This is a genomic window from Streptomyces iranensis (assembly GCF_017874715.1).
Classification (GTDB): domain Bacteria; phylum Actinomycetota; class Actinomycetes; order Streptomycetales; family Streptomycetaceae; genus Streptomyces; species Streptomyces iranensis.
The window spans coordinates 470,790-483,761 of the sequence record NZ_JAGGLR010000003.1 but is presented as its reverse complement, the minus strand read 5'-3'; the positions used below and the strand labels follow the sequence as shown (position 1 = coordinate 483,761).

The window sequence follows — 12,972 nt, the reverse complement described above, 5'->3', positions numbered from 1 at the left end:
ATGACTGACTCCACAGGGGCCGACACGTCCGGCACCGGTACATCCGCCGAGGCCGACCTATTGAGCTGGGATTTCATCCAGGACCCGTACCTGACCTACCGTGAGATGCGGGCCGGGACGGGCCCTCGGCGGCTCGTCATCAAGACGTTGAGCACAGGCCTGCATGCGTGGCTGGTCACCGAGTACAGCGATGTGCGTCGGCTACTGGCCGATCCCAGACTCTCGAAAGCAGCCGGGGGTGCCGCACCGATCATTGCCAAACACAGTACGGAGGACGTCTCGGGCGAGTCGATCACATCAGAGAGCATGCTGTTCAGCGATCCGCCGCAGCATTCGCGGTTACGCCGGATGTTCAGCAGGGCGTTCACGATGCGCCGGACACAGAATCTGCGCACGCGGATCGAGGAACTTACCGATCAGCTGCTTGGTTCGATCCCCACTGGAACCGAGATCGACCTGGTGGAGTCGGTGGCGATGGCCATTCCCATTGCGGTGATCGGCGAACTACTCGGCGTACCTCGCGCCGCCCACCACGATCTTCGTCGGTGGAATCGCACGCTGACCAGTGTCGATTCGGAGCCGTCGGAAAAATATCGGGCATACATGGCGTCGCTCGAGTACTTCCGGAACTTGATTACCGAGAAGATGAGAAGTCATGACACCGCGGACGACCTGATCAACGCAATGATCAATCCGGACAACGAGGAGCGATTCGACGAGTCCGAGCTACTTTCCACTATCTTCCTGATGATGAACGCGGGGTACGAGACCACCGCGAACTTGATCAGCAGCTCGGTGTACGCTCTGCTGACCCATCCTGAACAGCTAGAGCTGTTGCGCGGGGATGCCACCCTGATACCGAACGCGGTGGAAGAGTTTCTGCGTTACGAAAGTCCGTTGAACCTTTCCACATTGCGCTACACCACCGAACCCGTGGAGATCGGCGATACTGTTGTCCCCGCCGGCGAGGTGGTATTTCTGGCGCTGTGCTCGGCGAATCGGGATCCGGATCGGTTCGCGGAACCGGACCGGCTGGACATACGCCGTAATGCTGCTACCCACCTGGCCTTTGGTCATGGTATCCATCATTGTGTCGGCGCGCCGTTGGCACGACTGGAGGGTGAGATCGTGCTGGCTCGGCTATTGGATAAGTTTCCGCATTGGGAAGCGGCCGAGCCGCTGGATCGACTAAGCTGGCGTTACACCTTGCAATTCCGTGGCTTGGAGCGGCTACCGGTGAAGTTGCACGCATGACCCATGAACACCTTCCACGACGAGAATGGAGCGGATCTATGTCAGCAGAAGTGATCGACCGATTCTTCGAGAGTTCGGGGGCCGGCGACATCGAGACTGCCGTCGAATGTTTCGCCGATGACGGACAGTGGATCACGCCCGACGGAGACGGACTCGGGACGGTCCACACCAAGGATCAGATCGGCGATCTGATCAACAGTATGAACGCGATGCGTAAAGAAATGATCGCCTCTGGGGTCGACGGGAAGTTCGAATCGCCGATCATGCTCGGCGAGAACCTGGGGCTGGTTCGGTGGACCGTGGAGACCAAGGACGGAAAGGTGGTTAATCGTGGGGTTGACCTCTTCATCCTGAGCGACGGCAAAATCGTGCTCAAAGACGTCTATCGCAAGATCTGAAACACTCAATCAAGAAAGGGCCAAAGTTATGCTCAACAGCTACGAGGATCTGGTCGAGACAACAATCAGCGCCACCACTGACATCGAGGACCTTCAAAATATCCAAGTTGGCCAGAGTGGCAGCTACCAGCACGCCCTGTTCACCAAGTCCGGTGAAAAAGTGGCCACCACCTCAGGTGGATACAAGGTTCTCTATCAGCGAGAATCCGACAACCAGTTCATGGCTTATCTGACCAACGAAGTCGTCTTCGAGGACGGGTCCGGAACGATCCGGGTTGCCGGTTGGATCGATCTGGGATCCCTTCTGTCAGGAGGCTGGGCTTATTATCCGAGTGTAGGTGTTAGTGGCCGTTACCTCGGCCAAACAGGTTTCATGGCTTGGCGTCCTTACGATCTCGGTAAGCAAGAAGGAGCCGAAGTCAAACTGATCATGTTTGCAACTGCTGAGTGAATGATACGCGGTGCGAGCCCGACAACAGGCGCCAATGTAGTGCGGGTGAGGTCACGACATCATGAGGGGTACTCGAGCTCATGATGTCGTGCATTCCGCCGCGAATCGAGGTTTCCTTTTTCTGACGTGGAGGTCTGGAATTGAGTCGGATGGCCGGAAAAGTCGCACTGATCACTGGAGCCGCGCGCGGAATGGGACGTTCGCATGCGGTGCGACTCGCCGAAGAAGGGGCAGATATCGTAGCCGTCGACCTGTGCGCAGACCTTGAAACTGCGCCGCATCCGGGAGCGGACAGTCAAGATCTTGCTTCAACGAAGCAACTCGTTGAACAGCTGGGCCAACGGGTCATTGCACGCCAGGCGGATACGCGCAACCTCAAGGAGTTGCAGAGCGTAGTCGATGAGGCGATAGCTGAGTTCGGCCACATAGACGTCGTATGCGCAAATGCTGGAATATCCGGCTTTGGGTTCGCATGGGAGCTCGCTGAAGAGGCCTGGCAAGAAATGATCGACGTCAATCTAACGGGATCGTGGAAAACCGTTAAAGCAGTGATTCCCCACATGATCGAACGGAATGAAGGTGGATCAATAGTCTTCATCAGCTCCGTATCAGGGTTGATCGGCGTGCCGACCATGGCGCACTACACCGCATCCAAGCATGGCGTGGTCGGGTTGATGCGTGCCCTGGCAGTAGAGCTGGCACAATACAACATACGCGTGAATTCGGTAAATCCGGGAAATGTCGACACGCCGATGGTCAACAATGCCACGATGCGGAAAATCTACCTACCCGAAGTCTCCGATCCGACGCCCGAGGCCGCAAACAATGTAATGAAAGAAATGAGCGCGTTGCCCACTGGCTGGATAGACCCGCGAGAAATCAGCGACGCAGTGCTGTATCTGGCATCGGATGAGGCACGGAACATTACCGGGATCACCCTTCCCGTGGACGCCGGAATGATGATTCCCAACAAATTGCAATAGGATTTGGTGATGGTCCACGGATAGAACCCCGAAGCATCCCAAAGAATCACAGATCTGTCATGCATTTCAGTGCACGAACAAGTCATCGGAGGCTGTTTCATCATGACGGAGAGCACACTCTCGTCGATAGTCAATCGACTCGAAATTATTGAGCTGACGGCCAAATATGCTCATCGGCTCGATACTCGCCAACTCGATCTTCTGATGGAGCTGTGGAGCGACACGAGTCCGGTTTTTGATGAAGAAGACTTCGGGCTGGGAAAAGCCACTGGGAAAGACGAAATTCGGCAGCACTTCGAGACTGAGATTTACGGACAGATGGAGAATCTTTGCCATCTGACGACCAATCACGTCATCAACGAGATTTTTGAATCCAGGGCTTCCGGTACCTGCACTGTCTTCGCCCAGGGCGATGTGCGGGCCGGCGGGTCCTCTCGGGCTACCGCATATTACCAGGATCAATACGTTCACGAGAATGGGATGTGGAAGTTCTCCAGTCGCAAAGTGATCCCGTTGACCAAGCCGGAAGTTGGCAACTTCCAATTTCCGACAGACAACGCTGAATCAGAAGTTCGGACAGCTACGCCATGACGCCGACGTTCGGATCGATCGCGTTGGTAACGGACATATCAGGCGCGGGTCCTGTTCTTGAGATAGCTGCCGCCCAATCCAATCTTTGGCCTCCCCCTGGGCGGGCAATCGGGTAGCCGTGGTCCTGCCCCGGTCGGTCGACTTGATGGCGGCTCTCTTGGCGGCCGCCCAACCCGACATCGCACCCGCCCCAGGCGCCGAGGTCCAGGCCCACCGCGCCGCAGCGCTCAGCCGGTGAGGGCCAAGTCGGAGGAGGTGCAGGTCGAAAGGAGGGCCGGGCCGTAAGAGGTCAGGCGCTACTCGCGGAACTCCCCGCGGGGCGTGGTGACGACGCGACGGGCCCGCGCCGGGGTGACCACCTCACGGAAGGCCGGATCGGTGAGCAGCACGACCGGGGCGATGCGGTGCGGGGAGTCACAGTGCCAGTGCGGCAGGGCGGCCTCGATCACGGCCCAGGACTGATCGGTGGCGCCGCGGTCGGCCAGCGCCCTGGCCAGGTCCAGGGCCTGCTGGAAGGTGCGGGACTCGGGCAGGGCGGGCGGGGCGAAGGCGGCGACCCTGGCCATCCAGGCGGCGGTGTCGTGGCCCTCGGTGGCGGCGCCGCTCGCGGCCACACCGCCCGCGCCCACGACACCGTCCACGCCGTCGGGGAGCCGTGGCAGGATGTCGCCGAGGGCCGAGAGATAGCCACCGGGGGCGCCGGTCCACTCCTCGGCCGCGCAGCGCAGATAGAGCGGGGCGGCCTCGGCCCGTAACTGCTCCATGCCGATCGCCTCGAGGACGCGCGGGTCCCCGAGGATGCCGGTGCGTATCCAGTGGTGGGCGGCGCTGATGTCGAGGAACGCGCCCAGGATGATGCCCAGATACGCACCGGCGCCCGAGCCCTTGACCGCGGCCTGCTCGAAGGTGGCCATCGCCTTGCGCACCTCGCCCCGCAGTGCCTGCGCCCTGCCCTCGGCCAGCAGATCCTCGGCGGTCCCGGGACGCCCCATGCGCGCCTCATGGGCCGCCTGGTCCTCGAAACCGGTGCGCTCCTCGGCGACCAGCTCGGCGAACGAGGCGTGCCGGTCCCCCAGCGCCGGATACCAGCTCGCCCAGATGTACGCGGCCCACTCTCCGTCCTCGGACACATCGGCGGGGTCCAGCAGCCAGTGCTGGGCGTCGCCCTCCTCGGAGACCAGCAGCGCCCGGTCCATGAACGCGGTGTCGTCCCAGTCCTCGCCCTCGCCGCCCCGGATGACGCTCCAGGTCTCGGGGTCGGCCTCGCGCAGCCAGCCGACGGTCTTGGCCGGGCGCATCCGCCACATGAACGGGCTGATGTTCAGCCAGCCGTCGGAGGCACCCAGGAAGGCGCGGTAGCTCGGCGGGAGCCGGGTGCCGAGCCGCTCCTCCAGGGCGAGGACGCTCTCCTCGTCCGCGCCCTCGAACCCGAGCCATCCGGCGGCCCGTCGCTCGTCGTCGACCTCGCTCAGCTCCTCCTCGTCGGCCACCCGCAGGATGGTCGCGCTGTACTCGGCCAGATAGGACCGCCACTGTTCGACGGTCCGCGGCGGCGCCGTCATGGCCCCGGGCTCCGGGACGGCCGACACCGATGTGCCGCGGTATCCGGTGGGCGCCTCGCCCACCCGCTGGTAGTGGCCGATGAAACCCTTCGGCTGGGGGGCGGAGGTGAAGAGGCGGACCTGGGAGAGCTGGATCTGGTCCGCTCCCGCGTTCCGGGTGATCTCCAGGCGGAAGTGGCGGTAGGCCGTGGCGGCGGCGAAGGTGAACCCCCGGGGCTGATGGCGGTGCGCGAAGCTCTCCTCGATCCGGGAGTCCAGATCCACCCAGTGCTCCCCGTCGTTCGAACCCTTGAGGGTCCAGTCCTTCGGGTCGCGGCCCGGGACGTCGTTGGCCGAGGTCAGGACGTAGTGGCCGACGGCCACCGGCCGCCGCAGGGTGAACTCCAGCCAGGCGCGGTCGCCATGGCCCAGCCACTTGTGCCATGAGTCGTGCAGCAGGTTCTCCGCGACCTCGCCCACCTCGGCGAACTCGCTGTGCGCCCGGACCTTGGTCACCAGGTCGGTCACCTCGGCCTCCGGACCGGGCTCGGCGGCCAGCAGCGACACCGTGCCCGAGTGGCCCGACGGATCGCCCCAGATGACCCGCTCGACGGGCGGCCCCCCGTCCTCGATCAGCAGGCGCAGCTCCTGACGGAGGCCCGGCCCCCCGGACCCACAGCCCTCCACCGTACGGAAGCGGTGCATCACCTCTTCCAGCGCGCTGTCCCGCAGCGGCGAGCGACCCTCCAGCACCCCCCGGTACTCGGTGAGCGTGCCGTCGGCGGCCCTGCGGTGTCCGTAGAACTCCGTCATCGCCGGCTGGAATCCGATCGACGCCTCCGCGCCGTCCTGCCCGCGCCAGGCGAGCCGGACCGGCAGCGAGCCCTCGCCCCGGTCGAGATGGACCAGCAGCCGTGGGGCGGGCCGCCATTCGGCGGAGCCCGGGGCACGCCACTCGGTGCGGTAGGCGCACACCGCCGCCTCGGCGGGCCGCTCCTCCGCCATGAGGTGCATCCGGGCGCAGATGCGGGACGGCTCGACGCTGATCCGGTACAGCCAGAGCAGGCCGCGCGCCTCGGCGCAGCCCCGGACGCACAGCGTGTTCAGGCCCGCCACCAGCGCCTCACCGGGGACCGCGAAGGCCGCCTCCCGGGGGCGGGCACCACCGGGCACGGTGAACCGTGAGATCACCGCATGCCCGTTGACGGTGATGTCGATGGGCGCCCATCCCAGGGACTCCCCCAGCGGTGAGACCCGAGCGACCAGGGTCAGCGTCAGCTGCTCCGGCAGTTCGCCGCCGTCCAGCGCGAAGTCGAGCTCGACATGTCCGCCCGCGCCGATCGCGAGACGGTCCCGGTCGGGATGGCACCGTATGTACCGGGCCGTGCCATTGCCGAATCGAGGCGGATCGATGGTGAAATCCGCAAAAGTCGCTCGCACGCTGTGCTCCTGGTAGGGCCGTCTGGTCCATTGACATGTCGTCGGGGCATGGGTGCGGGTGGCCTCACAACACCCGGATGCTGCCGATGCTAGGGCGGCCGACCGGTACCGTCCGTGATCCGCGACGATCACTAGGGGGATGCGGGTCGGCCGCTCCCTCCCCCGCGCAGCACGGCCCCGAGGACGGCGGGGCGCATCAGCGCGGTGGGCGCGGCGACCATCGACATCACCTCGTGCAGGGCCTTGCAGACCCCCGGGTCGACGGTGGCACGCCGGATGACCCGGTCCAGATAGCGGTGCTGGGCGCGCACCCCCACTCCGGCGGGGCCGCCCGTGGTGGTGGGGAAGCGCACGTCCTCACTGGAGGACAGCATCCACGCGGTGTCCGCGGCGGCCGCGATGCCCTTACGGGCGGTGTGCGCCGTACGGTGGCCGATGCCGCCGTGGTGCTCGGCGGCGGCCCGCAGGGCTCGGGCGCCGAGCGCGGACACGGTGATGCCCTGGCCGTAGACCGGGTTGAAGGTGCATACGGCGTCGCCGATGACGACCAGCCCCCGCGGCGCCCGGCGCTCGTAGTGCCGCCGCACGCCGGGGCCGGGCCAGAAGCCGCGGACCGCACCGGCGGGCTCGGTGCCGGCCAGCAGCTCGTACAGGCTCGGATCCCGCAGCAGACGCAACTGCCGGTCGAAACCGGACGCACCCGGCTCGGCCTGCGCTCCCCGCATACTGCCGACGCTGGCGATCCACCGGCCGTCCTCCACGGGCAGCACCACGCCGAGCCTGGGCGCGTCGGGAGCCTTGGTCTGCAGATAGAGCACGTCGAAGCCCGGATCCGCCCCGGCGGGGCGGTGGTACATCCGGCTGGCGTACGACACCCCCGCGTCGACGCGCTCCTCGGGCGTGGGCCGACAGCCCAGCCGGGCCAGCCAGGACGGGACCGAGGAGGTGCGCCCGGAGGCGTCGACCACCATCTCCGCGCGCAGTTCGCGCACCCGGGCGCGGGCGTCGCCCCGCGCCCGGATCTGGACGCCCGTCAGCTCGCCCGGGGTGCCGAGGAGTCCGACGACGTCGGTGTTCTCCAGCCATCGCACCGAGGGCTCGGCGCGCACCCGGCGCAGCACCGTATGGTCGAGCAGCGGTCTGCTGCAGGAGAGGAACGCGACCTCGCTCTCGTACTTCGCGAGCCACCCGGCCGCGCTGAGCCAGCGCACGCCCGACATCGGCACCCGCACCGCGCCGGCGGCCAGCAACTCCTCGCGCGCACCGGGCATCAGCTCGTCCAGCGCCCGATGCCCGGCCTCGAGCAGCAGATGTGCGTGGCGCGCCTGCGGAACGCCCGAGCGGAACGCGGGCCCCTCGGGATAGCGGTCACGCTCGACTATCACAATGCGCTCGGCATATCCCCGCAGCGCCCATGCGGCCAGCAGCCCGGCGAGACCTCCGCCGATCACCACCGCGGTCCCTCGCTCCGTACCTTCCCCCGGCACCCCCATGCTACGGAGCGTAGTGCATAATCACCCGAGCGTCACCACCCCCAAGGGTGGCAATACAACCGCTTCGAGACTCAGGCGCCTTCGGCGGCCTCGGTGATGAAGGTGTCGAGGACTCCGTCGGCGATGCGCACCGGGCCCTCGGGGCGGGTCTCACCCGGGATGGTGCGGATCTCCCCGGCCCGCCGCGCGTCGGCCGCCGCCTCGGCGAACCACTGTGCCGCCTGGGCGTCATGGCCGTCGAGACGGGCGCCCAGCGCGTCCAGGGTGCGCTCGAAGGCGCGCCCCCACAGCGACAGCGCGTCCAGCCAGGGCGCGCAGTCCGCCACGAATCCCCGGTCCGCGACACCGGTCCTGACGCGCTCGGGCGCGGCGGCCAGCAGCCGGGCGTACGGGCGCAGCTCCCGCAGGGCCGCTCGCTCGTGCCCCGCCTCCCAGGCGGTGTGGAACCGGTCGAGCCGGGCGGCGAGTTCGGGCGCCTGCGGCTGCCAGGGCTCGGCGCCGAAGGTGGGTGCGAGGTGCTGGGTGTCGAAGAAGGCCAGCAGCGAGCGAACGGTCCCGTCCGTACGGCCCGGGTGCGCGCCGGGGCCGTCCCCGGCGAGGTAGCGGGCGGCCGCCTCCCAGGTGCGGGTGGCGTCGTAGCCGGTGTCGTTCCAGGCGAAGTCCGCTCCGCCGAAGAGGGCGACCTTGCTGGCGGCGGCCTGGTTCATCGGGTTGAGGACCAGACCGGAGAGCTGCCGGTGCAGTCCGGACTCACGGGCGTCGTAGGGCGCGAGCAGCAGCCGTCCCTCGGCCTGGCCGTAGTCGTTGACCGGGTAGTTGTCCCAGACGAAGACCTTGCGCCCCCACACGGTGGCGGCCCGCTCCGCGTCGGCCACGGTGATCCGCGGCGGCACCACATCGGTTCCGGTCCACATCACCTCGACCCGCGAGTCCAGCCGCTCGCGCAGGACGCGCTTGTACGGGGTCTCGGTGACGTCCCCGTACTCGGTCGGCACCATCTGGAGCGGCCTGGTGTCCGCCCGCTCGTCCAGGAAGGTCTTCTGCACCGTGTTGAGCAGGTCGGACTGGGCCTTGGCGGCGGCCTCCGACGAGGGGTCTCCGTAGCCGGCGCGATCGGATTCGCAGTTCCAGCGGGTGTAGCTGATGTCGTCCAACGGCATGGAGAAGCTGCGCACCCCGAGGTCGTAGACCGCGTCCAGCTTGGCCTCCAGCGCGGCGAGGTCGGCGGGGTCGCTGTAGCAGATGGAGTTGCCCGGGGAGACGGCGAAGGTGAACCGCACATGGTGGTCGGTCGCCTGCCGGACGAGCTCGCCCAACTCGGCGAGCTTGGCGGCCGGATACGGCTCGCGCCACTTCTCGCGGTGGTACGGGTCGTCCTTCGGCGCGTAGATGTAGGTGTTCATCCTGACGTCCCCGTAGAACGCCAGCTGGTCCATGCGCTCGACGTGGGTCCAGGGGCTTCCGTAGAACCCCTCGATCACCCCGCGCAGCGGCATCAGCGGATGGTCGGTGACCGAGACGGACGCGATCGTGCGGTGGACGGACACGAGCTGACGCAGCGTCTGCGCCGCGTAGTACGTCCCGTCCGAGTCGGCGCCCGCGAGCGCCACCGAGCCGCGTCCCGCGGCGAGTGCGTAGCCCTCGGCGGGCAGCGTGCCGGGCACCCGGCCCCCGGCGGCCCGAAGCGCCCTCGCGACCCGGGGATCGGCGATCCGGCCGACGGTCACGGTCAGCTTCGGCCCGGGGCCGTCCTGGATCCGCGAAGCTCCCGCACGGCGCAGCACGGAGGTGACGAGATCGCGGGTCGGACGGTCCACACCGTCCGATATGACGAGGCGGACGCGGGAGGGGACGTGGACGTCCGCTCCGATGCGGGACATCTCCTGCGGGCGCGGGGTGACGACCGGCAGTGTCCCGGGGGCGGTGGCGGCCGCGGTGGCGGCCGCGCCGGTGGGCAGCAGCAGGGCGAGGAGGGTGAACAACACCGTGACGGGTGCCAGGGTTCTGGAACGACTGCGCATAGGACATCTCCTCCGTGGCGTGCGAGGGCCGGGCCTTCGGGGGCGGTGCGGTGCCGTGCGGTGAGCCGGGGTGGTGTTCGGTACGCGGAGCGAGCCCGCGGCGGGCCCGGCGTATCCCTACCCAGCGACGAGCCCCGATGATCGGCCCCGCCATCGGTCGTCAAACGCCGTACCCGTCGGGCCACTTACGGCGTGTCCGGCGGACCACGCGGCGGAACCGCACACCGATGCTTTCCCCCTCCCCGCCCCTTCCCGCAGCGTCAATTTGCGGCTCCGCCGCGCGGCTGGGGCTTCGCCCCTGGACTCCGGGGCCCAGGGGCGAGGCCCCGCCATGCGGCGGAGCCGCACACCGATGCCGTGCGAAGGGGCGAAGCCCGGTTTCGGGGTCTGGGGCGAAGCCCCGGCATCGGGGTCTGGGACGAAGCCCCGCCACGCGGCGGAACCGCACACCGATGCCGTGCGAAGGGGCGAAGCCCGGTCTCGGGGTCTGGGGCGAAGCCCCGGCATCGGGGTCTGGGGCGAAGCCCCGGCATCGGGAAGGGGCGGGGAGGGGAACAGCCCGCCGCAGGCGTCACGAACCGTCCGACACCGGCGAAACCGAGGCGCCGTCACCCCTTCAGCAACGCGTCGACCACCCGGCCGAAGAGCAGGCGGCCGGACCAGACCGTCGGCGGGTCGAACAGGCGGGGCAGTCCCCGGATCCGGGCCTCCTCGCGCCATACCACCTCGGATCCGCCGTCCCGGGGGCGCACCTCGATCTCGGCCCATCCGAGGACCACCGAGCCGCGCTTCTCCAGCCTGCAGCTGCCGGGAGCGTCCCCGGTGGGCGGGCCCCAGCGCACGACCTCCATGGGGTCGTCGAATCCGGCGCGGCCGACACCCGTGCGCACCACGACCACGGTGCCCACCCGGGTCGGCCCCGCCGGGCGGACGGTGACACCGCTCAGCGGCACATGGGCGCCGTGGCGCGGCCAGTCGGTGAGCCGTCGCCAGGTCTCGTCGACGGGCAGTGGGGAGCGCCGCTCGATACGGAAGGGGGCCACAGCGGGATCGTAGGCGATCGACGGCCGGGGAGGCGGTCGTGGCGGCTGAGGCCATTGACAGCCCGGATCCGCCTGTTACCTTCCACAGAAGGCGAGAGATCCTACCTTTCTGATCCGGCGCAGACGGAATTCGCCCCGCCAGAGAGGTCCTCGCAGTTCAAGCAGGTTCAGACCTTCCAACACGTCGGATCTCCACGGCTCCACTGGAGAAGGAGAACGAGAGATGAAGAGACTCGCCGCAGGCGCGGCGCTCGCCCTCGCCGCCGTCTTCGGGTTATCGCAAGTGCCCCAGGCGACCGCCGCCCCCGCTCAGGACACGGCCACCACCGCGGCACCGGTGTTCAGCGTGATGGACTACGGCGCGAAGGCCGACGGTTCGTCCAATGACTCCGCCGCCATCGAGAAGGCCATCACGGCGGCCAACAGCGCCGGGGGCGGGATCGTCCGCTTCCCGTCCGGACAGTACAAGTCCAAGAACACCGTCCACCTCAAGAGCGAGGTGACCCTCCAGCTGGATTCCGGGGCCACGATCCTCGGTTCGAGCGCGGACACCTATGACAAGCCCGAGTCCAATCCGAACGACGACTACCAGGACTACGGCCACAGCCACTTCCACAACGCGATGTTCTACGGCGACAGGCTCACCGACATCGGGTTCACCGGTTCGGGAACCATCGACGGCGCGGGCAACCTCATCACCGGCACCCCCGACTCCGGCGAGGCGGACAAGATCATTTCGCTGACCCGCTGTGACGGGCTGACCCTCGACGGGATCACCCTGCGGCGCGGCGGCCACTTCGCGGCCCTCATCAACGGCTGCGAGAACGTGACCTCGGACCACCTCACCATCGACACGGCGAGCGACCGCGACGGCTGGAACATCATCAGCACCACCAATGTGACCATCACCCATGCCGACATCGCCGCCAACGACGACGCGCTCGCCTTCAAGAGCGACTACGCCCTGGGCGCCAAGCTGTCCAACGGCCATGTGAAGGTGACCGATTCACATCTCTCCGCGAAGTGCTGCAACGCCCTGATGTTCGGCTCCGAGACCTGTGGTGACTTCTCCGACTACGACTTCCAGCGCATCACCATCACCGGTGCGGACAAGTCCGGGCTCGGCATGGTCTCGATGGACGGTGCCAACATCTCCGATGTGCACTACCGCGACATCACCATGACCAATGTGCACTCCCCCATCATGCAGAAGATCGGAACGAGAAAACGGTGTGGTGGCAGTCCGGGAGTCGGCCACATCAGCGACATCACCTACGACAACATCACCGGGACCGGGAACAGCCCCTCCTTCAGCCCGACGCTGTGGGGCGAGTCCGGTGGCAATCACATCAGCGGCGTGACCTTCAACCAGGTGAATCTCACCGTGCCCGGCGGCAACGGCACGATGTCCACCGGTGTTCCCGGCAATGACGCCGACGACTACAACCCGAAGAGCATCGGCACCCGCCCCGCCTTCGGCTGGTATCTGCACAACACGGATCACATCACCTTCAACGACAGCTCGGTGCGGTTCGCCGAGGACGACGGCCGTCCGGCGGTCATCGCCAACTCCGGGAGCGCGCTGCGCTTCAACCACTTCACCGCACAGCGCGGCGGCGACAGCCCGGCGGACGCCATCGTCCAGAACGTGTCCGGCTACTGCCTCGCCGACAGCGCCAACACCTCCGGCGGAGCGCTGCGGGTGAGCGCCAGCGGATCCAGCGAGAACTGCTCCTCTTGACCGGCAGCGGCTGACC

At 67.2% G+C, this 12,972-nt stretch carries 10 protein-coding genes; 6 read left to right on the top strand and 4 right to left on the bottom strand.

Translation table 11 applies throughout. From position 1 onward, the window contains the following. The 5 genes from J2Z30_RS08035 (at position 1) to J2Z30_RS08015 (ending at position 3,677) form a co-directional block, all read left to right on the top strand. The gene (locus J2Z30_RS08035; RefSeq protein ID WP_044580004.1) at positions 1 to 1,254 is read left to right on the top strand and encodes a cytochrome P450 family protein; all 1,254 of its coding nucleotides are present in this window, start codon (positions 1 to 3) and stop codon (positions 1,252 to 1,254) included. Between the two features lie 38 nt (positions 1,255 to 1,292). Further along, positions 1,293 to 1,652, top strand: a complete 360-nt coding sequence (locus J2Z30_RS08030; RefSeq protein ID WP_078957140.1) for a nuclear transport factor 2 family protein — start codon at positions 1,293 to 1,295, stop codon at positions 1,650 to 1,652. A gap of 28 nt (positions 1,653 to 1,680) precedes the next feature. Continuing rightward, positions 1,681 to 2,103, top strand: coding sequence for an allene oxide cyclase barrel-like domain-containing protein (locus J2Z30_RS08025; protein ID WP_078957139.1), 423 nt, complete (start codon positions 1,681 to 1,683; stop codon positions 2,101 to 2,103). 149 nt (positions 2,104 to 2,252) lie between these two features. Next, the gene (locus J2Z30_RS08020; protein WP_078957138.1) at positions 2,253 to 3,086 is read left to right on the top strand and encodes a mycofactocin-coupled SDR family oxidoreductase; all 834 of its coding nucleotides are present in this window, start codon (positions 2,253 to 2,255) and stop codon (positions 3,084 to 3,086) included. Positions 3,087 to 3,188: 102 nt separating this feature from the next. Beyond that, a complete protein-coding gene (locus J2Z30_RS08015; RefSeq protein WP_245387704.1) occupies positions 3,189 to 3,677 on the top strand; it encodes a nuclear transport factor 2 family protein in 489 nt (162 codons plus the stop codon). A 296-nt stretch (positions 3,678 to 3,973) separates the two neighbouring features. Here J2Z30_RS08015 and J2Z30_RS50810 read toward each other — a convergent pair whose 3' ends face one another. From J2Z30_RS50810 to J2Z30_RS07995, 4 genes are all read right to left on the bottom strand, one after another. Further along, the gene (locus tag J2Z30_RS50810; protein ID WP_044580002.1) at positions 3,974 to 6,658 is read right to left on the bottom strand and encodes a discoidin domain-containing protein; all 2,685 of its coding nucleotides are present in this window, start codon (positions 6,656 to 6,658) and stop codon (positions 3,974 to 3,976) included. A gap of 131 nt (positions 6,659 to 6,789) precedes the next feature. Next, entirely contained in the window at positions 6,790 to 8,151 is a 1,362-nt protein-coding gene (locus J2Z30_RS08005; RefSeq protein ID WP_044580001.1) for an NAD(P)/FAD-dependent oxidoreductase, read from the bottom strand. A 71-nt stretch (positions 8,152 to 8,222) separates the two neighbouring features. Further along, the gene (locus J2Z30_RS08000; protein WP_044580000.1) at positions 8,223 to 10,172 is read right to left on the bottom strand and encodes a glycoside hydrolase family 84 protein; all 1,950 of its coding nucleotides are present in this window, start codon (positions 10,170 to 10,172) and stop codon (positions 8,223 to 8,225) included. Between the two features lie 608 nt (positions 10,173 to 10,780). Then, positions 10,781 to 11,215: a hypothetical protein gene (locus tag J2Z30_RS07995; RefSeq protein WP_044579999.1), complete on the bottom strand. Its 435-nt coding sequence runs from the start codon at positions 11,213 to 11,215 to the stop codon at positions 10,781 to 10,783. Between the two features lie 223 nt (positions 11,216 to 11,438). Here J2Z30_RS07995 and J2Z30_RS07990 point away from each other — a divergent pair, with 223 nt between their 5' ends. After that, complete coding sequence (locus J2Z30_RS07990) at positions 11,439 to 12,956, top strand: glycoside hydrolase family 28 protein (protein WP_107073431.1); 1,518 nt, start codon at positions 11,439 to 11,441, stop codon at positions 12,954 to 12,956. Positions 12,957 to 12,972 lie beyond the last annotated feature (16 nt).

Coding starts and splice junctions, on each gene's coding strand:
- J2Z30_RS08025 (WP_078957139.1), top strand. CDS start 1,681: ATGCTCAACAGCTACGAGGATCTGGTCGAGACAACAATCAGCGCCACC.
- J2Z30_RS08020 (WP_078957138.1), top strand. CDS start 2,253: ATGGCCGGAAAAGTCGCACTGATCACTGGAGCCGCGCGCGGAATGGGA.
- J2Z30_RS08005 (WP_044580001.1), bottom strand. CDS start 8,151: ATGGGGGTGCCGGGGGAAGGTACGGAGCGAGGGACCGCGGTGGTGATC.
- J2Z30_RS07990 (WP_107073431.1), top strand. CDS start 11,439: ATGAAGAGACTCGCCGCAGGCGCGGCGCTCGCCCTCGCCGCCGTCTTC.
- J2Z30_RS08030 (WP_078957140.1), top strand. CDS start 1,293: ATGTCAGCAGAAGTGATCGACCGATTCTTCGAGAGTTCGGGGGCCGGC.
- J2Z30_RS08035 (WP_044580004.1), top strand. CDS start 1: ATGACTGACTCCACAGGGGCCGACACGTCCGGCACCGGTACATCCGCC.
- J2Z30_RS08000 (WP_044580000.1), bottom strand. CDS start 10,172: ATGCGCAGTCGTTCCAGAACCCTGGCACCCGTCACGGTGTTGTTCACC.
- J2Z30_RS08015 (WP_245387704.1), top strand. CDS start 3,189: ATGACGGAGAGCACACTCTCGTCGATAGTCAATCGACTCGAAATTATT.